22 protein-coding genes and 2 pseudogenes are annotated in these 25,384 nt (G+C 70.3%); 14 read left to right on the forward strand and 10 right to left on the reverse strand.

From position 1 onward, the window contains the following. Nucleotides 1–76: 76 nt before the first annotated feature. Nucleotides 77–238 (reverse strand): annotated as a pseudogene (locus ACZ7IB_RS32325) (IS256 family transposase); the annotation flags it as partial. Nucleotides 239–428: 190 nt separating this feature from the next. Here ACZ7IB_RS32325 and ACZ7IB_RS32330 point away from each other — a divergent pair. Further along, nucleotides 429–713: a type II toxin-antitoxin system Phd/YefM family antitoxin gene (locus ACZ7IB_RS32330; RefSeq protein ID WP_470917446.1), complete on the forward strand. Its 285-nt coding sequence runs from the start codon at nucleotides 429–431 to the stop codon at nucleotides 711–713. A gap of 82 nt (nucleotides 714–795) precedes the next feature. On the opposite strand, the gene ACZ7IB_RS32335 is transcribed toward ACZ7IB_RS32330, so the two are convergent. Next, a complete protein-coding gene (locus ACZ7IB_RS32335) occupies nucleotides 796–1,785 on the reverse strand; it encodes an ABC transporter permease (protein WP_470917447.1) in 990 nt (329 codons plus the stop codon). Nucleotides 1,786–1,892: 107 nt separating this feature from the next. On the opposite strand from ACZ7IB_RS32335, the gene ACZ7IB_RS32340 reads away from it, so the two are divergent. From ACZ7IB_RS32340 to ACZ7IB_RS32375, 8 genes are all read left to right on the forward strand, one after another. Then, complete coding sequence (locus ACZ7IB_RS32340; protein ID WP_470917448.1) at nucleotides 1,893–2,513, forward strand: TetR/AcrR family transcriptional regulator; 621 nt, start codon at nucleotides 1,893–1,895, stop codon at nucleotides 2,511–2,513. Nucleotides 2,514–2,651: 138 nt separating this feature from the next. Next, entirely contained in the window at nucleotides 2,652–2,954 is a 303-nt protein-coding gene (locus tag ACZ7IB_RS32345) for an urease subunit gamma (RefSeq protein WP_189280153.1), read from the forward strand. Between the two features lie 15 nt (nucleotides 2,955–2,969). Next, the gene (locus tag ACZ7IB_RS32350; protein WP_470917449.1) at nucleotides 2,970–3,281 is read left to right on the forward strand and encodes an urease subunit beta; all 312 of its coding nucleotides are present in this window, start codon (nucleotides 2,970–2,972) and stop codon (nucleotides 3,279–3,281) included. Further along, nucleotides 3,274–4,995, forward strand: a complete 1,722-nt coding sequence (locus ACZ7IB_RS32355) for an urease subunit alpha (protein ID WP_470917451.1) — start codon at nucleotides 3,274–3,276, stop codon at nucleotides 4,993–4,995. The genes ACZ7IB_RS32350 and ACZ7IB_RS32355 overlap by 8 nt, the downstream gene beginning before the upstream one ends. A 13-nt stretch (nucleotides 4,996–5,008) precedes the next feature. Continuing rightward, on the forward strand, nucleotides 5,009–5,671 hold the full coding sequence (locus ACZ7IB_RS32360) for an urease accessory protein UreF (RefSeq protein ID WP_470917452.1): 663 nt from the start codon (nucleotides 5,009–5,011) through the stop codon (nucleotides 5,669–5,671). Between the two features lie 27 nt (nucleotides 5,672–5,698). Continuing rightward, nucleotides 5,699–6,376: an urease accessory protein UreG gene (gene ureG / locus ACZ7IB_RS32365; protein ID WP_383960001.1), complete on the forward strand. Its 678-nt coding sequence runs from the start codon at nucleotides 5,699–5,701 to the stop codon at nucleotides 6,374–6,376. Next, nucleotides 6,373–7,146: an urease accessory protein UreD gene (locus ACZ7IB_RS32370; RefSeq protein WP_470917453.1), complete on the forward strand. Its 774-nt coding sequence runs from the start codon at nucleotides 6,373–6,375 to the stop codon at nucleotides 7,144–7,146. The genes ureG and ACZ7IB_RS32370 overlap by 4 nt, the downstream gene beginning before the upstream one ends. A 157-nt stretch (nucleotides 7,147–7,303) precedes the next feature. Then, complete coding sequence (locus ACZ7IB_RS32375) at nucleotides 7,304–8,881, forward strand: alpha/beta hydrolase (protein WP_470917455.1); 1,578 nt, start codon at nucleotides 7,304–7,306, stop codon at nucleotides 8,879–8,881. A 249-nt stretch (nucleotides 8,882–9,130) separates the two neighbouring features. Here ACZ7IB_RS32375 and ACZ7IB_RS32380 read toward each other — a convergent pair whose 3' ends face one another. The 8 genes and pseudogenes from ACZ7IB_RS32380 to gcvPA all read right to left on the reverse strand — a co-directional run bounded on the left by ACZ7IB_RS32380 (nucleotide 9,131) and on the right by gcvPA (nucleotide 17,728). Next, nucleotides 9,131–10,180: an NAD-dependent epimerase/dehydratase family protein gene (locus ACZ7IB_RS32380; protein ID WP_470917456.1), complete on the reverse strand. Its 1,050-nt coding sequence runs from the start codon at nucleotides 10,178–10,180 to the stop codon at nucleotides 9,131–9,133. Nucleotides 10,181–10,244: 64 nt separating this feature from the next. Continuing rightward, nucleotides 10,245–10,964 (reverse strand): lysophospholipid acyltransferase family protein, encoded by a 720-nt coding sequence (locus ACZ7IB_RS32385; protein ID WP_470917458.1) that lies wholly within the window; start codon nucleotides 10,962–10,964, stop codon nucleotides 10,245–10,247. Between the two features lie 534 nt (nucleotides 10,965–11,498). After that, nucleotides 11,499–11,720: pseudogene (locus ACZ7IB_RS32390) on the reverse strand (hypothetical protein); the annotation flags it as partial. Nucleotides 11,721–11,844: 124 nt separating this feature from the next. Then, entirely contained in the window at nucleotides 11,845–12,486 is a 642-nt protein-coding gene (locus ACZ7IB_RS32395) for a GntR family transcriptional regulator (protein ID WP_470917459.1), read from the reverse strand. Nucleotides 12,487–12,535: 49 nt separating this feature from the next. Further along, the gene (locus ACZ7IB_RS32400; protein ID WP_389604791.1) at nucleotides 12,536–13,282 is read right to left on the reverse strand and encodes an SDR family NAD(P)-dependent oxidoreductase; all 747 of its coding nucleotides are present in this window, start codon (nucleotides 13,280–13,282) and stop codon (nucleotides 12,536–12,538) included. 38 nt (nucleotides 13,283–13,320) lie between these two features. Continuing rightward, nucleotides 13,321–14,751, reverse strand: a complete 1,431-nt coding sequence (locus tag ACZ7IB_RS32405) for an ATP-NAD kinase family protein (protein ID WP_470917461.1) — start codon at nucleotides 14,749–14,751, stop codon at nucleotides 13,321–13,323. After that, complete coding sequence (gcvPB, locus tag ACZ7IB_RS32410) at nucleotides 14,748–16,340, reverse strand: aminomethyl-transferring glycine dehydrogenase subunit GcvPB (protein WP_470917463.1); 1,593 nt, start codon at nucleotides 16,338–16,340, stop codon at nucleotides 14,748–14,750. Before gcvPB ends, ACZ7IB_RS32405 begins: the two co-directional genes overlap by 4 nt. Further along, the gene (gcvPA, locus tag ACZ7IB_RS32415; protein ID WP_470917465.1) at nucleotides 16,337–17,728 is read right to left on the reverse strand and encodes an aminomethyl-transferring glycine dehydrogenase subunit GcvPA; all 1,392 of its coding nucleotides are present in this window, start codon (nucleotides 17,726–17,728) and stop codon (nucleotides 16,337–16,339) included. Before gcvPA ends, gcvPB begins: the two co-directional genes overlap by 4 nt. Nucleotides 17,729–17,873: 145 nt before the next feature. On the opposite strand from gcvPA, the gene ACZ7IB_RS32420 reads away from it, so the two are divergent. The 5 genes from ACZ7IB_RS32420 to ACZ7IB_RS32440 are packed head-to-tail and all read left to right on the forward strand — an operon-like array spanning nucleotide 17,874 to nucleotide 25,209. After that, the gene (locus ACZ7IB_RS32420; protein ID WP_470917467.1) at nucleotides 17,874–19,217 is read left to right on the forward strand and encodes an ABC transporter substrate-binding protein; all 1,344 of its coding nucleotides are present in this window, start codon (nucleotides 17,874–17,876) and stop codon (nucleotides 19,215–19,217) included. 4 nt (nucleotides 19,218–19,221) lie between these two features. After that, on the forward strand, nucleotides 19,222–20,148 hold the full coding sequence (locus tag ACZ7IB_RS32425) for a carbohydrate ABC transporter permease (protein WP_470917469.1): 927 nt from the start codon (nucleotides 19,222–19,224) through the stop codon (nucleotides 20,146–20,148). Then, nucleotides 20,145–21,002, forward strand: a complete 858-nt coding sequence (locus ACZ7IB_RS32430) for a carbohydrate ABC transporter permease (RefSeq protein ID WP_470917470.1) — start codon at nucleotides 20,145–20,147, stop codon at nucleotides 21,000–21,002. The genes ACZ7IB_RS32425 and ACZ7IB_RS32430 overlap by 4 nt, the downstream gene beginning before the upstream one ends. Beyond that, nucleotides 20,999–23,032 carry a beta-galactosidase gene (locus ACZ7IB_RS32435; RefSeq protein WP_470917471.1) on the forward strand — a complete coding sequence of 678 codons (2,034 nt, stop codon included), beginning with the start codon at nucleotides 20,999–21,001 and terminating at the stop codon, nucleotides 23,030–23,032. Before ACZ7IB_RS32430 ends, ACZ7IB_RS32435 begins: the two co-directional genes overlap by 4 nt. Then, the gene (locus tag ACZ7IB_RS32440) at nucleotides 23,029–25,209 is read left to right on the forward strand and encodes an MGH1-like glycoside hydrolase domain-containing protein (RefSeq protein WP_470917473.1); all 2,181 of its coding nucleotides are present in this window, start codon (nucleotides 23,029–23,031) and stop codon (nucleotides 25,207–25,209) included. Before ACZ7IB_RS32435 ends, ACZ7IB_RS32440 begins: the two co-directional genes overlap by 4 nt. Nucleotides 25,210–25,384: the final 175 nt, after the last annotated feature.

A 25,384-nucleotide genomic window follows, 5' to 3' on the forward strand; every position in this document is an offset into this window, starting at 1 on the left:
CTGGACGGCCCGGTGGAGTGCAGGCGTCACAACCCGTTCGAACCACCTCACCGACCGGCGAGGGCCGGTGAGCTCCTTACAGGGGAATTAGGTGGGGTGTGGTGATCGCGCGCCAGCGAGCCTGGGCGGACTCGGCGAGCTTGAACACCATCGCCAGGGCCGCGGCCGGGCTGCCGACGCCGCGGGTGACCTTGGTCCGCAGCTTTACCGTGCTGGAGGTCGACTCGATCGGATTTGTCCGCCCGACACACCACCTCATGCTGCATCCCGTCCTGAACGTTCGGGGCTGAAAAACTCTCCGTCGCACCTCGTCTCACACATCTCTCACAGACGAGAGCGCACGGGAGCACACGAGAGCCTCTGACCTGGATAATCGCTGTCGCCACGGACCACGGCGGACCAGGTGGACATTACATAGGCTAGGGAGCATGGCCTACGAGATTCCGGTGACGCAAGCCCGAGCTGAGCTCGCCGAACTGATCAACCGCGTTGTCTACGGCGGCGAGCGAGTGGTCGTGACGCGGCACGGCAAGCCGCTCGTGGCGCTCGTTTCGGCAGCTGACCTGGAGCGACTCGAAAACGACGAGGCGGCTGCCGAGGAGCAGGTGATCAGCTCGGTCTCCTCGATCGGCTCCTCCGTGCCCGCTCCTGGCGAACGCCGGCGCTTCGGTATCGCGGCGGAACACAGGGGGCACCGCGAGCCGGGCAGCTGAGCGCCCCACTGACGTCCCGTAACGCGGAAATGCCGTGCACCCCCGCCCGTTGCGGCGGGGATGCACGGCATTCTCGAACGGGTCAGCCCGCCAGGACCGGCTCCGGGGTGCTGGGAGCGGGCGCGGCCGGAGGCCGGGCCCGGCGTCGGCCGCCGATGAGTACCGCTGTCAGCCCGAGCGCCGCCCACAGCGTGAGCGTGAGCAGCGCACCGCCCGCACCGCTGCCGTCGAAGAAGGCCACCGACCGCAGCAGTGAGCCGCCCGCACCCGGCGGCATCAGCCGGCCGATCGTCCCGATCGACCGGGGCAGCAGCTCGGGCGCGCTGGTCACGCCGGAGAACGGGTTTCCGAGCAGCACCATCAGCAGGGCGCCGATGCCGACGCCGGGCGGACCGATCAGTGCGGCGAGCCCCGCCACCGTCCCGCCGATGGCCAGGACGGTGAGGCCCAGCGTCCCTGCTTCGGCCCACCAGTCGCCGGTGATCACGCCGAGCCAGTTGTCGGTCAGTGCCGCCGCGCCGATCCCGACCAGCGTGGCCACGCCGATGAGCGCCAGTGCGGCCCGGTTCCCGCGCAGCCGCAGCATCGTGACCGCGGAGCCCGAGAGCACGCCGGCGATCGTCAGTGGCAGGAAGCTCGCACCGAGCGCGCTGCCGCGCGGATCCCCGGCGGGCGCCGCCACCACATCCGTGACCTGTACCTGAGTGCCCTCGGGGGCCTGGGCCGTGACCGCTTCGCGCAGCAGTTGGGCCACCACCGGGCTTGCCGCGGATGCGGTCAGCAGCTGCGGGCCCTGCGGGGTGACCACGACCGCGCCGTATACGGACCGGTCCTCTATAGCGCGGCGGGCATCGGCCGCGGAGGCGTAACGATGGACCTCGAAGGCGCCCTCGCGCTGCTCGAACTGCTGCTGGAGCCGATCGGCGACCGGTGCGGAACCGGCTACCCCGACGGGCAGATCGTGTGGTGCGATCCGGGCCGCGGGCCAGGCGAAGGCCCAGAGCGCGAGAATCACCACCACGGGGATCAGCAGGATGACCGCCACCATGCGGCGGTTCGGGGCAGCGGACACGAGAGGCCTCGATTCAAAAGAGAAGGATCGTTCGTTTTAGCTCATGGCCACACTGTCCGCCGGCGTTGGAATTTGTCAAGAAGGAACGTTCGTTTTAGTGTTGCGCCATGGCTCGCGTATCTCAGGAACACCTCGACGCCCGCCGTCGGCAGATCATCGACGGCGCGGCGCGCTGCTTCGCGCGCGACGGCTTCCACGGCACGTCGATGCAGGGGGTGCTGAAGGAGGTCGGCCTGTCGGCCGGTGCGGTCTACCGCTACTTCAGCGGGAAGGAAGACCTGATCGCGGCCATTGCCGATGAGGCGGTCGGCGGCGTCAGGCGGGCGTTCGAGGAGGCCGCCCGTGTTTCGCCGCCGCCTCCGCCCGATGTGCTGATCGGCCGTGTTGCCCGCTCGCTGTTCGAAAGTACCGGGCGGGGCATGGGCCGACAGGCCTATGCCGGGTTGATCGTGCAGGTGTGGTCCGAGACTCTGCGCAGTGAACGGCTGGCTGCCACGCTCGCCGAGGCCTTCGGGGGTCTGCGGGCGGTGTGGACGGAGCTGGTCGACGTGTACCGCGACATCGGCCTGCTCGGCTCCGATGTGTCCGCCGATCATGTGGCCCGCACGCTGATCGCCACCGCCCAGGGATTCATCGCCCAGTTGGCGATGTTCGGTGACGCCGAACCCGAAGTGCTGGAAAACGGCCTGCGCGGCCTGATGGCCATGGATCTGCAAAAGATCAGTTAACGCGCCGGAAAAACTTCGGCTCTAACGTGCAATACCTCGTCGCGAGAGACCGGTTCGGTGTTCAACAGTCTGTTGACGGCGGCTAGTGTCTCGCTGCGCCCAGGGCCGGTACTGGGCACAGGACTGTGAGGTGCAAGCATGCAACTGACCCCGCATGAGCAGGAACGCCTGCTCATCCATGTTGCTGCCGACGTGGCTCAGAAGCGTCGGGCGCGCGGACTGCGGCTCAACCACCCCGAGGCGGTCGCGCTGATCACCACCCATCTGCTGGAGGGCGCCCGCGACGGTCGTACGGTCTCCGAACTGATGGCATCGGGCCGCAAGGTGCTCTCCCGCGAGGATGTCATGGACGGGGTGCCCGAGATGATCCATGACGTCCAGGTCGAGGCCACCTTCCCGGACGGCACCAAGCTCGTGACCGTGCACGAGCCGATCGTCTGACGGGAGGTGTCACGGATGATTCCCGGAGAGATCCTGTACGGAGACGGGCCCGTACCGTTCAACGAGGGCCGGTCCGTCACCCGCCTCACCGTTCTCAACACGGCCGACCGGCCCGTCCAGGTCGGTTCGCACTATCACTTCGCCGAGGCCAACCCGGGCCTGGACTTCGACCGTTCGGCCGCCCGCGGGCTGAGGCTGAACATCGCCGCCGGGACCGCCGTGCGCTTCGAACCCGGCGTACCCGTCGACATCGAGCTCGTCCCCCTCGCCGGACGGCGCATCGTCCCCGGCCTGCGCGGCGAAACCGGAGGTGCCCTCGATGGCTGAACTCGACCGCGCGGTCTACGCCGACCTGTTCGGCCCCACGACCGGCGACCGCGTCCGACTCGCCGACACCGATCTGCTCGTCGAGATCGAGGAGGACCGCTCGGGCGGCCCCGGACTCGCGGGAGATGAGGCGGTTTTCGGCGGCGGCAAGGTGATCCGCGAGTCGATGGGCCAGGCTCGCACCACCCGCGCCGAAGGCGCCCCGGACACCGTCATCACCGGCGCCGTGATCATTGACCACTGGGGCATCGTCAAGGCGGACATCGGCATCCGCGACGGCCGGATCACCGGGATCGGCAAAGCCGGCAACCCGGACACCATGGACGGCGTCCACCCCGATCTGGTCATCGGCCCCGAGACCGAAATCATCGCGGGCAACGGCAAGTTCCTCACCGCGGGCGCCATCGACGCCCATGTCCACTTCATCTCCCCGACCATCGTCGACCAGGCGCTCTCCGCCGGTGTCACCACGCTCGTCGGAGGCGGCACCGGACCGGCCGAGGGCACGAAGGCGACCACGGTCACTCCGGGCGCCTGGCACCTCGCCCGGATGTTCGAGGCTCTGGAGGCCTACCCCGTCAACATCGGGCTGCTCGGCAAGGGCAACACGATGTCGGGCGATGCCATGCGCGCCCAACTGCGCGGCGGTGCCCTCGGATTCAAGATTCATGAGGACTGGGGTGCCACTCCCGCCGTCATCGACGCCTGTCTGAACGTGTGCGAGGAGAGCGGCGCGCAGCTCGCCATCCACACGGACACCCTCAACGAGGCCGGTTTCGTCGCCGATACGCTCGCGGCCATTGCCGGACGCTCCATCCACGCCTACCACACCGAGGGCGCCGGCGGCGGGCACGCCCCGGACATCATCACCGTGGTCTCGGAGTCGTACGTCCTGCCCAGTTCCACCAATCCGACCCGGCCGCACACCGTCAACACCATCGAGGAACACCTCGACATGCTGATGGTCTGTCACCACCTCAACCCCGCCGTGCCGGAGGACCTGGCCTTCGCCGAGTCCCGGATCCGTCCCTCCACCATCGCGGCCGAGGACATCCTCCACGACCTCGGGGCGATCTCGATCATCTCCTCCGACGCCCAGGCGATGGGCCGCGTCGGCGAGGTCGTCCTGCGCACCTGGCAGACCGCCCATGTGATGAAGAAGCGCCGCGGCGTCCTTCCTGGCGACGGTCGGGCCGACAACCACCGGGTTCGTCGTTATGTCGCCAAATACACCATCAACCCCGCGGTCGCCCAGGGCCTCGACCGGGAGATCGGTTCGGTCGAGACCGGCAAGCTCGCCGATCTGGTGCTGTGGGACCCGGCGTTCTTCGGCGTCAAGCCGCAGACCGTCATCAAGGGCGGGCAGATCGCGTACGCGCAGATGGGCGACGCCAACGCGTCCATCCCCACCCCGCAGCCGGTGATGCCGCGGCCGATGTTCGGCGCACTCGGCCGGGCGCCCGCCGCCAACTCGTTCAACTTCGTGGCGAGCGCGGCCATCGAGGACGGGCTGCCCGAACGCCTCGGTCTCGGCAAGCGGTTCGTTCCGATCACCAGCACGCGCGGCGTCACCAAGGCCGACATGCGGGAGAACGACACACTGCCGCAGGTCCACGTCGACCCCGACAGCTTCGCCGTGACGATCGACGGCGAACCGGTCGAACCGGCACCCGCCGCCGAACTGCCCATGGCCCAGCGCTACTTCCTCTTCTGATGCGGACCATGTGATGAGTCGCGCAGCTCTGCTCGTTCTCGCCGACGGCCGGTTCCCCGCAGGTGGCCACGCCCACTCCGGCGGCGCCGAACCGGCCGTGAAGGAAGGGCGTATCCGTAACGCCGAGGACCTCGCCGAGTTCTGCCGGGGCCGCCTCCACACCACCGGACTCACGGCCGCCGCACTCGCCGCGGCGGCCGCCCACGGCCATGACCCGCTCGCGCTCGACGAGGCCGCCGATGCCCGCACCCCGTCACCCGCGCTGCGGACCGTCGCGCGCAAACTCGGCCGGCAGCTGATGCGGGCGGCCCACGCCACCTGGCCCAGCCCCGAACTCGCCGCGCTCGCCCGGGCCCGGCCGCGCGGTGCCCACCAGCCCGTCGTGCTCGGCCTCACCGCACGCGCGGCGGGACTCGGGCCCGAGGACGCTGCGCACTGCGTCGCCTACGAGACCGTCAGCGGACCGGCCACCGCTGTCGTTCGGCTGCTCTCCCTCGACCCCTTCGAGGCCACCGCCGTCCTCGCCCGCCTCGCACCCGAACTCGACCGGATCGCCGAACAGGCCGCCGCTGCGGCGCACGGAACCATCGATGCGCTGCCCGCCGCCTCCGCCCCTCTCCTCGACATCACCGCCGAGGCGCACGCGGCCTGGCCTGTCCGCCTGTTCGCCTCGTAGACCTGCAAGAACCAGGAGCCGAACATCATGCACCTCGACCACGCCCAGCACGGGCCCGCCGCCGTGAGCGCCGATGCGGCCCGCCCCGACGGCACCCGCCGCGCTCTGCGCATCGGACTCGGCGGACCGGTCGGCTCCGGCAAGACCGCGACCGTCGCCGCCCTCTGCCGGGCCCTGCGCGACCAGCTCTCCATCGCTGTGGTCACCAACGACATCTACACCCGCGAGGACGCCGCCTTCCTGCTGCGCCATGCCGTCCTGCCGCCCGAGCGCATCCAGGCCGTGGAGACCGGCGCCTGCCCGCACACCGCGATCCGGGACGACATCTCCGCCAACCTCGAAGCCGTCGAGGACCTGGAGGACACCGTCGGGCCACTCGATCTGATCCTGGTCGAATCCGGCGGCGACAACCTCACCGCCACCTTCTCCAAAGGCCTGGTCGACGCCCAGATCTTCGTCATCGATGTGGCGGGCGGCGACGACATCCCGCGCAAGGGCGGCCCCGGCGTCACCACTTCCGACCTGCTCGTCATCAACAAGACCGACCTCGCCCCCTACGTCGGCTCCGATCTCGACCGGATGGCTCAGGACGCCGCACAGCAGCGCGGGCCGCTCCCCGTGGCCTTCACCTCACTCACCTCGGAGGAAGGTGCGGGGCCGGTCGCGGACTGGGTGCGGGGGCAGCTCGCCGCCTGGACCGCATGAGCGTCCAGGCCACCGCCCGGATCGCCGCGGTCCTCGACAGCCGGGGCGTCACCTCGCTCCCCGTGCTGGAGAGCGACGGGCCGCTCGCCCTGCGCCGCACCCGGGCCGCGAACGGCCCGAACGCCCGTGTCACCGTCGTCGGCGCCATGAGCGCGCCGCTCGGCGGCGACCGGCTCGCCATCGAGACACAGGTCGGGGAAGACGCCCGGCTCACCGTCGACTCGGCCGCGGCCACCGTCGCCCTGCCCGGACCGGGAGCGGTCGCCGGACCCGCCACATACGACATCAGGTTGAACGTGGGGGAGCGGGCCGGGCTCTGCTGGCTGCCGGAGCAACTCGTCTCGGCGCACGGCAGCGTCCTGCACATGACCACACGGGTCGAACTCGCACCCACCGCACGGCTGGTGCTGCGCGAGGAGCAGATTCTCGGACGCCACGGCGAGAGCACCGGCACCCTCACCAGCCGCCTCACAGTGCACCGCGCCGGCCGTCCGCTGATCGACCAGCAGGTGGCGTACGGGCCGGGAGCACCTGGCGGCTGGGACGGTGCGGCAGTCCTGGGCGGCCACCGGGCCGTCGGGCAGCTCCTCGTCGTGGACCCGTCGTTCGACGAAAAATGCCCCGAAGCACGCCTGCTGGGGCCGACCGCCGCCCTCACACCACTCGTCGGTCCGGCTGTGCTGGTGACAGCGGTCGCCCCCGATGCACGCCTGCTGCGCAGGGTCCTGGGCGACGCACTGAGCGACGTACTAGACACCCCGGCGGGGTGAATACCGCTCAGCGGGACACGGGTGTCCGGATATCGATTCGGTAAAGAAGTGAGTGTGTGGCCTGTTCTCAGGAACCTCACAGACGACAGGATCCGCAGGAGGTCTTGAATGAACTGCGCCGCCACCGGCGGCGCTTCAGATATGGGGGAGGTTCCACTTGAGACGCACAGCAGTGCTCGGCTCGGCCGGCGCTCTGATCGCGGGCACGCTCATAGCGGGCGCGGTGACCGCACCGGCGGCCACTGCCGAAGGCCGTCACCACCAAGGTTCCGAGGCGCGTGGCGTTCAGGTCGCCGCGGCACGGGCGGCCAGGTCCGGCATCGACTGGAAGGACTGTCCGGCCGACTGGGCCATAGCCAAGCCGATCAAGTGCGGCTGGGTGACCGTGCCGCTCGACTACGCCAGGCCCGACGGCAAGCAGATCAAGCTCGCCGTCGACCGGCACGTCAGCACCGGCACGGAGGACGAGCGACAGGGCGCTCTGCTCTACAACCCGGGCGGCCCCGGCGGTTCGGGCATGGCGTTCCCGAAGCGCATCATCAACAAGACCGCGATCTGGGCGAACGCGGCGAAGGCCTACGACTTTGTGGGCTTCGACCCTCGGGGCGTCGGCCACTCCGCGCCGATCTCCTGCATCGACCCCCAGGAGTACGCCAAGGCCCCCAAGGCCGACCCCGTACCCGACTCCGAGGCCGACAAGCGAGCCCAGCGGAAGCTCGCGGCCGAGTACGCGGACGGCTGCGCCGAACGCAGCGGCGACATGCTGCCGCACATGACCACGCCGAACACGGCACGCGACCTGGATGTCATCCGCGCCGCCCTCGGTGAGAAGCAGCTCAACTTCCTGGGTGTCTCCTACGGCACCTATCTGGGCGCGGTCTACGGCACGCTCTTCCCGACCCATGTCCGCCGCATGGTCGTCGACAGTGTCGTCAACCCGGCGAAGGACAACATCTGGTACCAGGCCAACCTCAACCAGGACATCGCCTTCCAGGGGCGTTGGGACGACTGGAAGGCATGGGTCGCCGAGAACGACTCCGCCTTCCACATCGGCGACACCCCCGAGAAGGTCGAGCAGGCGTGGCTGAAACTGCGCGCCGCCGCGAAGAAGAACCCGATCGGCGGCGTCGTCGGCCCCGCCGAGCTCATCGGCTTCTTCCAGAGCGCGCCCTACTACGACTCCGCCTGGGCGCGCGTCGCCCAGACCTGGAGCGACTACCTGGGCGGCGACACCCAGGCGCTGGTCAAGGCCGCGGGTCCGACCATGTCGGACATCGCGGGGAACATCTCCTCGGAGAACGGCAACGCCGTGTACACGGCGGTCGAGTGCGCGGACGCCAAGTGGCCCACCAGCTGGCAGAAGTGGGACCGCGACAACACCCGGCTGCACAAGGACTACCCGTTCATGACCTGGGCCAACGCCTGGATGAACCTGCCCTGTGCGACCTGGTCGGCCAAGCAGCAGACCCCGCTGGACGTGAAGACCGGCAAGGGCCTGCCGCCGGTGCTGATCATGCAGTCCACGCGTGACGCCGCAACCCCGTACGAGGGCGCTGTCGAACTGCACAAGCGCTTCAAGGGCTCGCGCCTCATCACGGAGCGGGACGCCGGTTCGCACGGTGTCACCGGCCTGGTCAACCCCTGCATCAACGAGCGGGTGGACGCCTACCTGCTCACCGGCAGGACCGACCGCAGCGACGTGACGTGCGCCCCGCACGCCACACCCAAGCCGTAACGGTCACACCTCACGGGCACGGGGGGGGGACCCCAACCTTCCCCTCGCCCGTCGTACACCCGAGCGCCTCCCCCCACCCGCTAAAAAAGTCCTCCCCCCCCGCCCTCCCACCAAATGGAAAGAGACACTAAAAGCGGGGGGCGGGCCCCCCCAAACCCAACAACCAATCCGAACAGACAAACCCCGGGGGGGGGGGGGGGGGGGTCCCCCCCCCCCCCCCCCCCCCCGTGCCCGCGTACGGGCTCCGCCTCACGCCTTCCGGTCGTACGTCTCCAGCCAGGCGTCCTCCGCCGCGTAGTCGAAGAGCTTCTTCCCGTATGCCCGCAGCATGAGGGGAAAGGCCTCCGTCCAGTCCTTGCCCTCCAGTTGCGCGCCGATCCACTCGACCGTCTCCGGAAGCGACTCCACATAGCCCGTCACCGGCCGGTACCCGAGTTCCCGCTCGGCGGCCGTCATGTCGTACACGATGGGATGGGCGGCGCTCCAGGGCGTCGAGCCGACGCCGTCGTCCCCGGGTGCGCCGGCCATCAGCAGGGTCTCGGTCCTCCGGCCGAGCACCGCGTCGACGGCCTCGCCGATCTCCGCGACCGTCGGCGCCTGCGGATCCCCGGCATTGAGCACCCGCGAACCGGGCCGCCCGGCGGCGAGCCGGATCAGCTCGGCCAGGTTGGATACATGGACCGGGTGGAAACGGGACGTCCCGCCGTACGAGAGGACCCGCCGCCCCCGGCCGTCCAGGAGCCGCTTCACGAAGTACAGCTCTCGGGGCGAGCGGCAGTACGCCCCGTGAATCGCCCCCGCACGCAGCAGCGTCACCGGCAGCGCGTCCCCCGCCGCGAGCAGATCCTGCTCCAGCTGTATCTTCCGCGTCCCGTACGTGGCATCGCCGGCCGGCACGGTGCGCTGTGTCTCCGGGACCGGCACGGGGTATCGCGGAGCTCCGTCGGGCTCGCCCTGTGTGTCGAAGCTGCGACCCTGATCGTCTTCGTACACCGCACCGCTGGAGATGACCACCGCCGAACCGATCAGGTCCGCCAGGCCGCTCAGCTGCCGGGCGTGATCCGCGCCGTACGCGACCATGTCGACCAGTACGTCACAACCGTCACCCAGCGACGCCGCCAGCGCCCCGTCCTCGTCCCGGTCGAGCGCCGTCGTGCGCACCGCGCCGTCCCATCGCGCGTCCCGGCTGCCGCCGCGTGAAGCGGCCGTCACCTCCCAGCCGTCCTCGACGAGCGCCTGCACGGCGACTCGCCCGATCTGTCCCGTCGCTCCCAGAACCCATGCGTTTCCCCTGCTCATGAGAGGCACGCTAGGACGAGGCCGTCGCCCGGACCAGTGGAGTTCACCCAGCGCGGATTCGCCGTCAGCGTCGCAGCTTCGGGAACTTCTTCGACTGCCCCACCTGCTCGGCCTGCGCGGCCTTCACCTTGGCCGCGTACTCGTCGACGTACTCCTGTCCGGAGAGGCCGAGGATCGCGTACATGATCTCGTCGGTGACTGCCCGGATCGCCGCCTTCTGGTTCTCAAGACCCGCGTAGCGGGAGAAGTCCAGTGGCTCACCGAAGCGGATGGTGACCCGCTTGATGCGCGGGACGACCTGTCCCGGCGGCTGGATCTCGAACGTACCGACCATCGCGCACGGCACCACCGGCACCTGCGCCCTGATCGCCATCACGGCCACGCCGACCTTGCCCTTGTACAGCCGGCCGTCGTGCGAACGGGTGCCCTCCGGATAGATCCCCAGCAGCTCGCCCCTGCTCAGCACCCCGAGCCCTTCGCGGATCGCCGCCTGCCCCGCGTCCTTGCCGGACCGGTTCACCGGAATCTGCCCGATGCTGCGGAAGAACGCGGCGGTCAGCCGACCCTTCACCCCTGGTCCGGTGAAGTACTCCGCCTTGGCGAGAAACGTGATGCGCCGTTTGAGGATCGTGGGCATCAGGAAATGGTCGGAGAACGACAGATGGTTACCGGCGACGATGGCCGCGCCGTCCTCCGGGATGTGTTCCAGGCCCTCGATCCTGGGGCGGAAGAACAGCCGGAGGAGCGGCCCGAGGATGACGTATTTGAGTACGTAATAGAACACGGGGCGGCTCCCAGCTCTGCCGGATCGGCTCCAGGGCTGCATTCTGTCAGGTGAGCGGATACCTGAGGGGAGGACAGCCCATGTGCAGCTGTCGTTCCGTGTAACCGTCTTTGGCCAGGTCAATGCTGACCCAATGCCGATTTTACTGGCAAGGCGTCAAGCCGGGCTCTCTGCGTCGGCGAGCCGAGCGTCGCGGCCGGGGTCTGGACATCGGCCGGCCACCGGACCACGACTCCGCGCAGCCTGCTGGACGCGGTCCTCTATGTGAACCGGACCAGGTTCCCCTGGGTCGCCGAGCTTCGCAACCGTTACGGCAGTGGCCACGGGCGGCTGGCCGCACCGACGGGCTCGGACCACGCCATGCGCGATTCGCGGTGGGTACCGCCTGTACGTGGTGCGAGCCCATGCTGGATACCCTCGCTGATCCCGCCGCGCCCTGGCGCAGGGCCGACGGCTCGCCGGGCTGTGCGCGACGCGCGGGGCCGGTCAGGTGGGAGGCCGGAGCCCGTTCGCCGACGACGAGTTGACGGGGCCCGGCCGCTCGGCGAGCTCCTTCACGGCCACGGTCTCGTCGCCCGCTCGCGCGTAGCGCACGATGCGCCGGGAGATGCCGCGGGGGAGCGGCACGAGGTACTCGTCGGGCCACTGCTCCAGGGGGATGTGTCAGGGCAGTTCGAGCAGGAGGGCCGGGTGTTCGGGGTTGGTGGCGCTGATCTGCAGAGTCATGCGGTCACAGTCACAGTCCCTGGGGCGCACGTCGGGTCGACGGATGGGCCGTTTCACGGTGGGGAACCCCGGAGGAGCCGTGCGGGTCAAGTCTTGGCGTCTCGACCCGCACCACTGTGTCTCCCTGTCCCCGTCGGGGTCCCGCCGCCCGCGGTCAGTCCTTCAGATGCTCCAGGATCCGGTGCATCCCGCTGTTCCAGTTCTCCTTGAGCGCCGCGACGGCCGCGTCGAGGTTGCCGCGCTGCAGGCACTCGGCGATCCGCTCGTGCTCCACCGCCGAACGCTCCAGGATGTCCTGGTCGCCCAGGGCCACCCGCTCGTAGCGGTGCATCGTCACCTTCAGGGAGGTGATCAGCTTCATCAGGCGGTCGTTCGTGCAGCCGGACAGGAGCAGGTCGTGCCACGCGTCGTCGTAACGCTCTATGACGTCGTGCGGCGCCTGCGGGGCCGAGAACGCACGCGCCTCCTCAAGGAGGCGGGGGGCTGTCGCCGCCAGGTGCTCGGGATCGCTGGACTCCAGGGCGAGCGCCTCCAGCGTCGCGACGATCGCGGACAGGTCACGGAACTCCTGCGCGCTGAGCGGTGTGAAGCGGAAGCCCTTGCCGCGCTCGCTGGTGATGACGCCCTCGCGCTCCAGCGTGATCAGTGCCTCGCGCAGCGGAGTGCGGCTGACGCCGAGTTCGGTGGCCAGCTGCCCCTCGTTGATCGGCTCGCTGGTTGCGATCGTGCCGCGCCCGAGGCGCTTGATCAGTTCCTCCTTGACCTGTTCGCGCAGCGGGCGATTTTCGATTGGCATGTGAGGCTGCCCTCCCCTTCGGTCCGGTCGATTATCCGCTACCGGCGGGTCACGCGGTACCGGCGCCGTCGACCGGGATGATCGCCCCGCTCAGGAACGCCGAGGCGTCGGAGGCGAGGAACGCCACGGTCTGGGCGATGTCGCGGGGCTGCCCGATCCGGCCGAGCGGCCGGTCGGCGGCGTCGGCGTAGAACGCGTCGGAGCTCTCGCCGAGCTGGCGGGCCTCCTCGGCGAGCATCCCGGTCGCCGTGTCACCGGGGCAGACACAGTTGACGCGGATGTTGTCGGGGCCGTGGTCGATGGCCATGGCGCGGGTCATGTTGACGACGGCGCCCTTCGACGCGCAGTACGAGACGGCCCGGCCGCCACCGCGGATGCCCCATCCGGAGCCGGTGTTGATGACGGAGCCGCCGCCCCGGGCCGCCATCCCCGGGATCACGAGGCGGCTCATCAGCATCACCGAGCGGATGTTCACGGCCATCACCAGGTCCCAGTCGTCCTCGGTGATCTCGCAGACCGTGGAGCGGCGGATGATGCCGGCGTTGTTGAAGAGGACGTCCACGCCGCCGAATTGCTCCTGCGCCGTGTGCACGACGGCCTCGCAGTCCTCGCGCCGTGACACGTCGCAGCGTACGAAGGTCCCTCCGGTGTCCTTCGCGGTGCGTTCGCCGCCGTCCGTGTCGATGTCGGCGATCACCACGCGGGCGCCGAGCTCCGCGAGGACCTGGGCGGTGGCGCGGCCGATTCCGGCTCCGCCGCCGGTCACGATGGCACGCTTGCCGTCAAGGGAGATCATCTTTGGCTCCTTCTGGGGGTGATGGGTGGCATAAGGGGTCATCCGGCCAGGCGGTACAGCGATGTGCGCCGCCTGCCGGTGATGACGGGCAGATGGCCGGACAGCTCCGCGTTGAGCGCGTCGTCGCCGGTGTCGAGGAGAAGAGGGCGGCCGCCGAGCGCGGCCAGTTTCTGTTCCGTGCACAGCACGAGCAGGCGCTCGCGGCCGCCCGCCGCGCGCAGGACGCGCGGCGAGATCTGCTGGTTGCCGCGGCCGAGAAGGAAGCCCTGGCCGCCGATGGGGGAGAGGGCGATCCAGGCCGGGCCGACGGAGAGGAGGGTGTCCTCGCCCGCGTCGCGGGCCACGATTCGCGGCCGGTGGCCGGGCCGCAGGCGGAGCACGTCGACCCCGGTGAGGGAGACGTCCGCGCCGAGCGCCGCCGCGACCGCCCTGGTGGTGCTGCCGGGGCCGAGCACGAGCAGTCCGTCCCCGACGCGCTCGGCGACCTCGGTCGCGATGCCGCCGACCGCATCGGGCGCGGTAGCGGTGCTGCCGGTCTTGCGCTGCTGTACGCGGGCCGGTACGTCGGGAACACGCAGCCACCCGAAGAGCTGTGAGGCGACGCGGCCCTCACTCAGGGCGTCCTCGTCGCGGTCCATCACCTCGGCGTCCCGCAGCCGAACAGTGCTCCTGCGGGCGAGCCACGCCGCCGCGACCTCACCTGCGGCGCGCGGGCTGATGGCGAAGACGGCCGAGTGCATCTTCACGCCGGTCGGTACGCCGAGGACCGGGCAGGGCACGTCGCAAAGGGCGCCGAGCACATCCCGTGCGGTGCCGTCGCCGCCGGCGAAGAGCAGGAGGTCGACGCCCTCGGCGACGACGGCCCGCACCGCGGCGGCCGTGTCCGCAGCCGAGGTGTCCCGCCCGGCCCCGGCGGCGTACACGACCCGCCCCGCAAGCCCTGCGGCGGCGACGGAGTCAGCGCCCAGGGGCCCGGCGGCGGTCACGACGAGGAGTCCGGAACCCGGCGGGTGACCGACCGGAGCGATGGCCGCCGCCCCGGCCTGTGTGTCGCTGAGTTCGTTCGGCGCGCGATCCCCGGTGGCGTCGGCCCGGTGGCCGGGCACGGGGTGTGGCGTGCGCCCCCGCGTGGTTGCGGGGGCGTACGCCGTGCCCTCCGACGCATCGGGGTGGCCATCCGGTGCGGAGGCCGTCGGAGCGGCGCTCGCCTGTGTGCGCCGGCTGGGTGCGGGGCGCGCCGCCGCTGTCGACCCACTGCCTCGCCCCTCCCACGCAGGACGGCCGGCCTCTGTCAACTGGCCCGAACGCGCAGCCAGTTCACCCAAGGCCGCAGCGGCGCGCGCCCCCGCCAAGGGGCGTGCGCCCAGCGAGAGTGCCGCGCGGGTCCGGTCCGGGCCGTCGGTACCGCCCAGGCCCACCCGGCCGCCGAGGCCGGCGACCGGGTTGACCACCAGGCCGATCCTCGTCACCGGCCGGCCTCACCGAGCACCTTGCGGCGGTAGGCGCGCCAGGAGACCGCCCAGGTCGCCGGGGAGTCCAGGGCTTCCGGGCGGACCCGGTGGATGGTCGAGCGGTGCGGCGCCGTGCGTACGGTCTCCGGGTCCTCGTACGCCTCACGGGCGATCTCCGCGAGGATCGCCGCGTACTCGTCGAGGTCGGCGCGCGTGTAGGACTCGGTCGGCTCCAGCGTCATGGGTTCCGGCACGACGTACGGGTGGTGGCTGGTCCAGTAGTGCGTACCGAAGTCCGCGGCACGCAGGCCGATGTCCTCGGAGTGCAGGCCGGTGTCCTCGTGGAGTTTCTCCCAGCTGTAGCGGACCTGCTCGACGCGCGGGCGCCCCGCCGCGTAGGGGATGGAGACGCCCCGGATCTGCCGGACCTTGTGGAGCAGGTAGTTGTTGTTGAGGACGGCCGTCTCGGCGGCGGCCCGCAGGCCCTGTGCGCCGAGCGACATGATCCAGGCGTAGGCACGGACCAGGTTCGGCACGACGCCGTAGAACGGCCGCATCTTGCCGACCGACTCGGGCCGGTCGTCGTCCAGCCGGTAGGCCGAACCGTCGAACTCGACGGTGGGGCGCGGCAGATACGGGGCGAGGTCCTCGGAGACCGCGCAGGCACCCGCCGCCGGGCCGCCGCACGCATGCGGCGTCGAGAACGTCTTGTGCAGATTGAAGTGGCACAGGTCGAAGCCCGCGTCCCGGGCGCGCGTGATGCCGAGGATGCCGTTCGCGTTGGCCTGGTCGTACGAGCACAGGCCGCCCGCTTCGTGCACGATCCGTACGAACTCCTCGATGCGCGGGTTGTAGATGCCCGTGTCCTCGGGGTTCGTGATGAGGAGCGCCGCCGTGCGCGGGCCGACCGCCGCCTTGAGGGCCTCGATGTCCGGGTAGCCGTCCGCGTCCGGGTGGAGCGTGATGACCTTGAAGCCCGCCGTCTTCGCGCAAGCCGCGTTCGACGGGTGGGAGAAGATCGTCGTGATGACCTCGTCGCGCTGCTCCAGCTCGCCGCGCGCGGCGAAGTAGGCGCGGATCATGGCGACGTTCGTGTAGATCGCGGCGGAGCCGGCGCCCGGCTGGAGCGAGACCCGGTCCATGCCGGAGATCTCCTTCAGGAGCTGCTCCAGGCTGTGGATGATCCCGAGGACGCCCTGGACCGTGTCCTCGTCCTGGAGGGGGTGCAGCGCCGCGATCCGCGGGTCACGGACGAACTGGTCGTTGACCTTGGGGCTGTACTTCATGGTGCAGGTGCCCTGGCCGACGTCGATGTTGAGATCGGCGCCCAGATTCTCCTGTGACAGGCGCAAGTAGTGGCGCAGTACCTGTTGTTGGGACATCTCCGGCAGTGCGGGCGGTTCGGCGCGGCGCAGGGCGGCGGGTATCTCGGCCTTCCCGATGGACGGGTCCGTGGCCGGTACGAGGACGCCTCGCTCGCCCGGCGAACCGAGCTCGAAGATCAGCTTCTCGTCCCAGGAGGCCTGCTGGAAACGGCGGAGGCGCGGCTTGTCGGCGATGCGCGCCTCCTCGGGGGAGACGGACACGGGCGCGTGCGGGGCGGTCACTTGACGATCTCCTCCAGGGTTGCGGCCAGCCGGTCGATGTCGGCCTTGGTGTGGACTTCGGTGACGCAGTACGCGGCCTCGTGCTCGCCGGTCGGTACGCCGCCGAAGATGCCCCGCTCCTTCAGGTCGGCGCGGATCTCGGCGGCGGTCCTGCCGCCCGTGTAGCGGATGGTGAAGTCGGCGAAGTGCAGGGCACCGCCGTACGGGACCTCGATGCCGGGTACCTCGGCGAGGCGCCTGCGGGCGTACGCGGTGAGCGCGAGGATCGTGTCGCCGATCTCCCGCATGCCCTGCGGTCCCATCAGCGCGAGATAGACCCCGGCGCCGATACCGTGCAGCGCGGCGGCCGTGCCGACCCACTCCTTGCCCTCCTCGCGCAGCGCGAACGAGGTCCGCTCGTAGGCGACGTCGCCGAAGCCGTACTCGCCCTCGACGATCGTCGGCACGAGGCCGAACAGGCGTGACGGGTACTCGGCGACCAGCGTCTCCTCGTCGCGCGTGGCGATGAAGCCCGCGTTGCCGCCGCCGAAGCTCTGGTGGAGGCCGAGTGGCTGGATGTCGCCGCACGCGATGTCGGCGCCGTACGCGGAGGGCGGTGCGAGCACGCCGAGCGTGAGTGGATTGCAGCCCACGACGAACAACGCCCCCGCTTCGTGGGCGAGTTCGGCGAGGCGGGGCAGCGCCTCGTCGACGATGCCGAGCGCGGAGGGCGTGTCCGCGTACACCGCCGCCGTGGCGCCGGCGGTGAGCGCTTCACGCACCGCGTCGAGGTCGGCGCAGCCGGTGTCCGGATCGACCGGGACCACCGTGACGTCGTGGTCGGGGCGTACGTAGTCGCGTATGCGGGAGAGCTTGTCGGCGTCGATCGCGGTGGCGACGAGCACGCGGCGGCGGCCCGTGATCCGGCCGGCCATGCGCAGGGCGGTTCCTGAGGCCTGGAAGCCGTCGTACACCGGGACGTTGACGATCTCGACGTCGAGCAGCTCGGCCATCATCGACTGGTATTCCCACAGTGCCTGGAAGCGGCCGTGGTCCTCGTAGGGCTCGCCCGCGTACGCCGTGAGGAACTCGCTGCGGTTGACCACTTCGTCCACGACCGCCGGTACGTGGTGTTGGTAGCAGCCGGAGCCGAGGAAGCTGAGCGCCTGGCGTGTTGAGGTGTTGCGGCTGAGCAACTCCTCCATGTGGCGGGTGAGTTCGGCTTCCGAACGCAGTGGGGCCGGCAGGTCGAGGGGGCGGTGCAGCCGGATGCCGTCCGGGATGTCGGCGTAGAAGTCCTCGACGCTCGCCGCGCCGATCTCCTCGAGCATGGCCTGCCGCACGGCCGGGACCGCGTTCGGGATGTAGGGGTGGGCGTAGGGGTGGACGGAGTCCTGGGATGACGTCATGCCGCGCCTTTCGCGTGAGCCGACTCAGTCAGGTCAGTCATGAACCACAGCAACAAAAGTCTTTGGGTGTACACCTCTTGACGGCGGGCTCCGTCATTCAGTGTTCTGAATACAGCATTAGGCATTCAGGCTCCAGGAGGCAAGAGTGTCAACAAGACCCACCCGACGGGTTGTTCTGGCCACAGGTCTCGCGACCGCGGCATCGCCACTGGTCAGCGGATGTGCCATGGGCGGCACGGGCGGCGGAGGCGCCCGTGACATCGGCGGCGGGAAGGATGACGAAGGGGGCAAGGTCAGCGGGAAGATCACCGTCTGGTCGTGGGACGTGGCCGCCAAGGCCATGAAGCGCTTCGCCCGCACCTTCGAGGAGCGCCACCCCGGCACCACCGTCGACGTCGTCGACATCGGCTACGACAACGCCTACGACAAGATCACCGTGGGCCTGCGCGGCGGCTCGGGCCTCGCCGACGTCCTCACGGTCGAGGGCAGCCACATGCCGCGCTACATAGGCAACTTCCCCAGCGGCTTCTACGACCTGACGAGCCTCGGCGGCCGCTACGGGGGCGACTTCGACCGCGCCGCGTGGCGCACCGTCACCGGCAAGGGCGGCGCGGTCTTCGCCCTGCCCTGGGACATCGGCCCCTGCGCGCTCTACTACCGCACGGACCACTTCCGCGCCGCCGGAGTCGACCCCAAGTCGCTGCTGACCTGGGACGACTACGTAGCGGCGGGCGTCCGCATCAAGAAGGCCACCGGCCGCAAGCTGCTCATCATGGACTCCTCGAACACGGACGCCGGGATCCTGCCGATGCTGCTCCAGCAGCAGGGCCAGTCCTACTTCAAGGGCGGCCGGGTCGCGGTCGACACCCCGGAGGCCGTCAAGGCCCTGACGCTGATGAAGACCCTCCACGACAAGGGGCTCGTCGACTACGAGAAGGGCTGGGACGGGCTCGTCACCGGCACCAAGGAGGGCAAGGCCACCACCACGCCCACCGCCGCCTGGTGGACGGGCACGCTCAGCGACGAGATGCCCGAACTGAAGGGAAAGTTCGGGGTGGTGCCACTGCCCGGATTCACCGACGACGGCATCCGCACCTCGAACATCGGCGGCTCCACGCTCTGCGTCCCAGGACAGAGCAAGAACCCCCGTCTGGCCTGGGCGTTCATCCAGTTCCTGCTCACCGGCAAGGCGAACCAGGTCTCCATGCTCAAGCGAGAGGGCCTGTTCCCCGCCTATCTGCCCGCGCTCGACGACTCGTATCTGAGCGCGAAACAGGAGTACTTCGGCGGACAGGCTGCCCTCGACGTGTTCGCCCGGCTCGCCCGCAACATCCCGCCGGTCGAGAACAACAAGGACGACGCGAAGGCCACCGACATCATGATCTCCGCCGTCACCGGCGTGATGCTCCGGGGCAAGGACCCGCGCGCCGCCCTGAACTCGGCCGCGCGGCAGCTCGCCACGGCCACCGGCCGCGAAAGGGTGAAGTAACCCGATGGCCGCCCACACCACCTACGACCGGCCGGTCGCCCCCGCCCGTGCCCCGGCCGGGGCACGCCGCAGGCGCCGACGTCCCACCGCCTGGATATTCGCCGGACCCGCAGCCGCCCTTTTCGCGCTCTTCTTCGCCTATCCGCTGGGCGCGAGCCTCCTGCAGAGCTTCACCACCGAGGACGCCGGCGCCACCCACTGGGTCGGACTCGACCAGTACCGGCGCATGATCCACGACCCCGCGTTCCTGGAGTCCCTGTTCAACACCGGGATCATCCTCGTCGTGCAGGTCCCCGTGATGATCGGCCTGGCACTCGTCCTCGCCGTCCTGCTCAACCAGTCCTGGCTGCGCTTCCGCGGCACCTGGCGAGCGGTCTATTTCCTGCCCGCCGTCACCACACTCGTCGCGTACGCCGTCGTCTTCCAGGTCCTCCTCAAGACCGACGGCGGCCTCGTCAACCAGATGCTCGGTGCCGTCGGCATCGGCCAGGTCGACTGGCTCAACAGCCCCACCTGGGCCCGCGTATCGCTGATCGCGTCCCTGACCTGGCGCTGGACCGGCTACAACGCCGTCATCCTGCTCGCCGGACTCCAGTCCATCGGCAAGGAACAGTACGAGGCCGCCGCCATCGACGGCGCCACCACCCTCTCCACGTACACCCGCGTGATCCTGCCGCAGCTGCGCCCGGTCGTCCTGTTCTGCGTGATCACCTCCACCATCGGAACACTCCAGCTCTTCGACGAGAACTACGTCCTCACCCGCGGCGGCCCCGACGACGCGACCCTCACCCCGGTCGTCTACCTCTACAAAGTCGGCTTCCAGCAGCTCGACTTCGGCTACGCCGCCGCCATCGCCTGGGTCGTCGTGGCCCTCATCGCCGCGATCTCCGCCCTCCAGTACGTCGCCTTCGGAAGGGAGCGCCGCCGGTGACCACCCTCCAGCAGGCCCCCGTACGTGTCCACCCGGCCCGGCGCGCCGGCCGGTACGCCGTACGCCTGTTCCTCGCGGCCGGCGCCGTCGTCAGCCTGGTGCCGTTCCTCTGGATGGCGATCGCCGCGACGCACTCCACGTCGGACCTGTTCCGCTCGCCGCCGCCGTTCCTGCCCGGTGGCCGTCTGCTCGACAACCTCGCGCGGCTCCAGGACACCATCGGCTTCGGGAGGGTCCTCCTCAACAGCGTCGGTATCGCCGTCGTGCACACCGTGCTCAGCTCGCTGATCTCCGCCATGTGCGGCTACGGGCTCGCCAAGTACCGCTTCCGCGGCCGGGGCCTGCTGCTCGGCGCCGTGCTCGCCACGATGATGATCCCGTTCCAGGTGCTGCTCGTGCCGCTGTTCCAGATGATGGCGAGCGTCGGCTGGATCGACTCCTACCAAGCGGTCGTCCTGCCGTTCCTGGCGAACTCCTTCGGTATCCTGCTGATGCGGCAGGGCTTCGTCGACTTCCCCGACGAGCTCCTCGAATCGGCCCGTATCGACGGCTCCGGCGAGCTGCGCACCTTCTACCAAGTCGTGCTGCCGTGCGTGCGCCCGCAGCTCGGCGCCCTGGTCATCTTCACGTTCATGGCGCAGTGGAACAGCTTCATCTGGCCACTGCTCATGCTCAACTCCGAGGACAAATACACCGTGCCTGTCGCGCTCAACACCCTCACCGGGCTCTCCCGTGTCGACTACTCGGGACTGATGCTCGGCTCACTCCTCGCCACCCTCCCGCTGATGGCCCTCTTCCTTCTCTTCCAGCGGCAGTTCGTGGCCGGACTCCTCGGCGGGGCGGTGAAGGGATGAGCCGCCTGACCCGAGTCCCGGGCGTCCTCTACGGCGGTGACTACAACCCCGAACAGTGGCCCGAGGACGTCTGGGCCGAGGACGCCAAGCTGATGCGCGAAGCCGGCGTCACGATGGTGACGGTCGGCGTCTTCTCCTGGGCGCGGCTCCAACCTGGCCCGGACACATGGGACTTCGCCTGGTTCGACCGACTTCTCGACCTGCTGCACGCCCACGGCATCGCCGTCGACCTGGCCACCGCGACCGCGTCACCGCCCGCGTGGCTGGTCCGCGCCCAACCCGGGATCCTGCCGGTCACGGCCGATGGCGTACGACTCGAATTCGGCTCGCGCCAGCACTACTGTCCGTCCTCGCACGAGTACCGTGCCGCTGCCCTCCGCCTCACTCGAGCCCTCGCCGAACGCTACGCACACCATCCGGCCCTCGCTCTGTGGCACATCCACAACGAGTACGGCGACCATGTCACCGAGTGCTTCTGCGCACGCTCCGCCGACCACTTCCGCGCCTGGCTCACCGACCGATACGGCACGATCGGCGGCCTCAACCACGCCTGGGGCACGGCCTTCTGGTCGCAGCGCTACGGCACGTACGACGAGATCGAACCGCCGCGCACCGCTCCGGGACCCGTCAACCCGACGCAACTCCTGGACTGGCGGCGCTTCTGCTCCGACGCCCTCCTCGAATGCCACCGCGCCGAGCGCGAGGCACTCAGGGAACTCAGCCCGGACATCCCGGCCACCACCAACTTCATGTCGATGTTCAAGGCACTCGACTACTGGAAATGGGCCGAGCACGAGGACCTCGTCTCCGACGACGCCTACCCCGACCCCGCCGACCCGCGCGCCCACGTCAACGCCTCGCTCAACTACGACCTGATGCGCTCCCTCAAGGGCGGCCGGCCCTGGCTGCTCCTCGAACAGGCGCCGTCCGCCGTCAGCTGGCGGCCGGTCAACGTCCCCAAGAAGCCCGGCCTGCAACGGCTCTGGTCCCTCCAGGCTCTGGCCCGCGGCGCCGACGGCATCATGTACTTCCAGTGGCGCGCCTCCCGCGCCGGCGCCGAGAAGTACCACAGCGCGCTGCTCCCGCACCGCGGCACCCTCTCCCGCGGCTGGCGCGAGACCGTGCGCTTCGGCGCCGAACTCGCACGGCTCGGCGAAGTCACCGGCGCCACCACCCGGGCCGACGTGGCGATCGTCCTGGACTGGGACTCCTGGTGGGCCCTCGAGGCCGACGACCACCCCTCCGCCCGCATGCGCTGGCCCGACCTCCTGCGCCCCTGGTACGCGGCTCTCCACGCCCGTGCCGTCACCGCCGACTTCGTGCCCCCGCACGCGGACCTCGACGGCTACCGGGCGGTGCTCGCGCCCAACCTCCACCTTCTGCGGCCCGAGAACGCCGTACGCATCGCCGCGTACGTACGCGGCGGCGGCCACCTCGTGTGCGGCCCCTTCAGCGGCGTCGTCGACGGCCACGACCACATCCACGACGGCGGCGCACCGGGACCGCTGCGGGACGTACTCGGCGTGTCCGTCGACGAGTTCTGGCCGATCCCCGACGGTGAGGCGGTGCGGCTCGACTCCGGTGCCGAGGCCACCCGGTGGAGCGAGTGGATCGAACCCGACGCCCTGGACACCGAGGTCGTCGACTCGTACGCGTCCGGAGAACTGACCGGCCGCCCCGCCGTCACCCGCCATCCCCACGGCGCCGGCACCGCGTGGTACGTGAGCGCCCACCTCGGCGACGGCATCGCAGCCGTGCTCGACGACGTGCTCCGGGCAGCGGGCGTACGCCCCGTGCTCGACGTCCCCGAAGGAGTCGAGGCGACCGTGCGCTCCGGCACGCAGGGCACGTACCTCTTCGTTCTCAATCACAGTGACCACGACACTCGGACGCAACTTACCGGCCCCTACGCGGCCGGCGGCACCGACCTGCTCACCGGAGCCGCCGTCCGCGACCACATCGGACTCGGCCCGCTCGGCGCCGCAGTCCTGCGCATCGCCACCGACTCCCTTGGAGAGACCGACCAGTGACCAGACACCGGCCCCTGTGCGCCCTGACCGCACTCCTCCTCGCCGGCGGCGCCCTCGCCGTGCCGCAGACGGCCTCCGCCCATCCGCACCCGAAGCCACCCTCCTCGTACGCCGACGTCCTCGACCTGCACGGCACCCCCGCTGCCGCCCAGCCGGGCGACGACGAGGACAACAACCCCGTCACCGTCTTCGCCGACCAGGGAGCCTGGCACGCCTACGCCCTGCCGAAGGCCGGCGACAAGGACGCCTACGGCGGCTTCTCCGGGCCCCTCTACATCGCACAGGAATACCCCTGGTGGCTCAGCAAGTCCTTCAGCCGCATCAGCCTCACCGAACACGGCCGCACCCTGGACCTGGCCGGGGGCGGCGCGCCACGCTTCACCTCGCTCCCAGGCCGGCTCCTCCAGTCGTACGACCTCGGCCGCGGCCTGCGCCTCACCCTCGAACTCCGCTTCGCCACCGGCCGCAGCGCCCTGGTGCGGGCCGAGGTCCGCAACACCGGCCCGGCGCCCCGCACGCTGGGTGCCGACTGGACGGGCAGCCTGTTGCGGCCCGCCGACCGGCCCATGCGCGACGCGCCCTCGCTGACCGCCACCGGCTCCGGTGTCGGCGTCGGCTTCGCGAGGGTCCGTGAGACCTGGGACTACCTGACCGACGGCACGGAACGCTTCGACGTCACGCACAAGGACGCCGTCCGCACGACGGTGGACGGCGACACGTACCGCACCGAGGCCGTGGAACCGGTGACCCTCGCGCCGGGCCGCTCGCACAGCTTCGACTGGACCGAGTCCTACACCTTCACCGCCGCCGAGCGCGCGAAGGAGAAGGCGAAGATCCGTGACGTACTCGCACACCCCGATGCCGTCGTCTCCGCCTCCGACGCCCGCTGGCGGGGCTATGTCGCCGGGGTGACCCGGGGCGTGCCGGCGGATCGGCGGCGCACGGCCGTGAAGTCGCTGGAGACCCTCGTCACCAACTGGCGAGGCGCGGCAGGGCAGATCAAGCACGACGGCATCACGCCGTCGATCTCCTACAAGTGGTTCACCGGTGGCATCTGGGCCTGGGACACCTGGAAGCAGGCTGTGGGCACGGCACGTTTTGCGCCCGACCTGGCAGAGTCGCAGATCCGCGCCATGTTCGACTGGCAGATAGGCCCGGACTCCACGACCCGCCCGCAGGACGCCGGGATGATCCCCGACGTCATTTTCTACAACGACCCCTCGCGCGGCGGCGGCAACTGGAACGAGCGCAACTCCAAGCCCCCGCTGGCCGCCTGGGCAGTCTGGGAGGTGTACGCGAAGAGCGGGGACAAGGCCTTCCTGCGTGAGATGTACCCGAAACTCTCCGCCTACCAAGCCTGGTGGTACCGCAACCGCGACCACGACCACAACGGCCTCGCCGAGTACGGCGCCACCGTCGACCCCGCCAACAACTCGCCCGAGGAGCGGCGCCTCGCCGCGGCCTGGGAGAGCGGCATGGACAACGCGCCCCGCTTCGACGCCGCCCTCGGCACCGGCATCGTCGCCAACCGAGCGGCCGACGGAACACTCCTCGGCCACTCCCTCAACCAGGAGTCCGTCGACCTGAACTCCTATCTCGCCGCTGACCAGGGCTACTTGGCGCGTATCGCGGGCACGCTGGGCCGCGGCGCCGACGCCAAGCGGTGGAAGCAGCGGTCCGCCGCCACGTCCGCCGTCGTCCGCACGAGGATGTACGACCCCGCGGACGGCTGGTTCCACGACACCGCGCTCGGCACCGGCGCACCGCTCACGGCCCGTGGACGCGGCATCGAGGGCGCCGTCCCGCTGTGGACCGGCACAGCGTCCGAGGCACAGGCCCGTGCCGTGCGCGACAAGCTGACGGACCCGGGGGAGTTCGCCACCACCGTCCCGTTCCCGACCGTGGCGAAGAGCTCCGCCTACTTCTCGCCGACCGCGTACTGGCGCGGCCCCGTCTGGCTCGACCAGGCATACTTCGCCCTCGGCGGCCTACGCCGCTACGGCTACGCCAAGGATGCGGACGCCCTGGCGGACCAGCTCCTCACCCACGCGTCGGGCCTCGCCGGCAACGGACCGATCATGGAGAACTACGACCCGACCACAGGGGCGCCGCTCAACGCGCCCAACTTCAGCTGGTCCGCGGCGCTGCTGCTGCCGATGCTGACAAGACAGCAGTAGGAGGCAGGCGGCCGCCGTCCGCACGGGGCGCCGCTCGGCGGGCGCCCCGATGCGTGAACTGGCGCTGTCCCGCCCCGGGCAGCGCTCCGGACAAGTTGGTCTCCACCTGGGCGCGGGCGCCATCGACCGGGCCCCGCGGATCACGGAGCGCCGGGTGAAGTTCCTCGAGTCCGGC

The organism is Streptomyces sp. NPDC037301, from assembly GCF_055602785.1.

What these genes read in the sequence shown, in the direction of transcription:
- ACZ7IB_RS32330 (WP_470917446.1), top strand. Translation starts at nt 429, where the DNA reads ATGGCCTACGAGATTCCGGTGACGCAAGCCCGAGCTGAGCTCGCCGAA.
- ACZ7IB_RS32340 (WP_470917448.1), top strand. Translation starts at nt 1,893, where the DNA reads ATGGCTCGCGTATCTCAGGAACACCTCGACGCCCGCCGTCGGCAGATC.
- ACZ7IB_RS32345 (WP_189280153.1), top strand. Translation starts at nt 2,652, where the DNA reads ATGCAACTGACCCCGCATGAGCAGGAACGCCTGCTCATCCATGTTGCT.
- ACZ7IB_RS32350 (WP_470917449.1), top strand. Translation starts at nt 2,970, where the DNA reads ATGATTCCCGGAGAGATCCTGTACGGAGACGGGCCCGTACCGTTCAAC.
- ACZ7IB_RS32355 (WP_470917451.1), top strand. Translation starts at nt 3,274, where the DNA reads ATGGCTGAACTCGACCGCGCGGTCTACGCCGACCTGTTCGGCCCCACG.
- ACZ7IB_RS32360 (WP_470917452.1), top strand. Translation starts at nt 5,009, where the DNA reads ATGAGTCGCGCAGCTCTGCTCGTTCTCGCCGACGGCCGGTTCCCCGCA.
- ureG (WP_383960001.1), top strand. Translation starts at nt 5,699, where the DNA reads ATGCACCTCGACCACGCCCAGCACGGGCCCGCCGCCGTGAGCGCCGAT.
- ACZ7IB_RS32370 (WP_470917453.1), top strand. Translation starts at nt 6,373, where the DNA reads ATGAGCGTCCAGGCCACCGCCCGGATCGCCGCGGTCCTCGACAGCCGG.
- ACZ7IB_RS32380 (WP_470917456.1), bottom strand. Translation starts at nt 10,180, where the DNA reads ATGAGCAGGGGAAACGCATGGGTTCTGGGAGCGACGGGACAGATCGGG.
- ACZ7IB_RS32395 (WP_470917459.1), bottom strand. Translation starts at nt 12,486, where the DNA reads ATGCCAATCGAAAATCGCCCGCTGCGCGAACAGGTCAAGGAGGAACTG.
- ACZ7IB_RS32400 (WP_389604791.1), bottom strand. Translation starts at nt 13,282, where the DNA reads ATGATCTCCCTTGACGGCAAGCGTGCCATCGTGACCGGCGGCGGAGCC.
- gcvPA (WP_470917465.1), bottom strand. Translation starts at nt 17,728, where the DNA reads ATGACGTCATCCCAGGACTCCGTCCACCCCTACGCCCACCCCTACATC.
- ACZ7IB_RS32425 (WP_470917469.1), top strand. Translation starts at nt 19,222, where the DNA reads ATGGCCGCCCACACCACCTACGACCGGCCGGTCGCCCCCGCCCGTGCC.
- ACZ7IB_RS32435 (WP_470917471.1), top strand. Translation starts at nt 20,999, where the DNA reads ATGAGCCGCCTGACCCGAGTCCCGGGCGTCCTCTACGGCGGTGACTAC.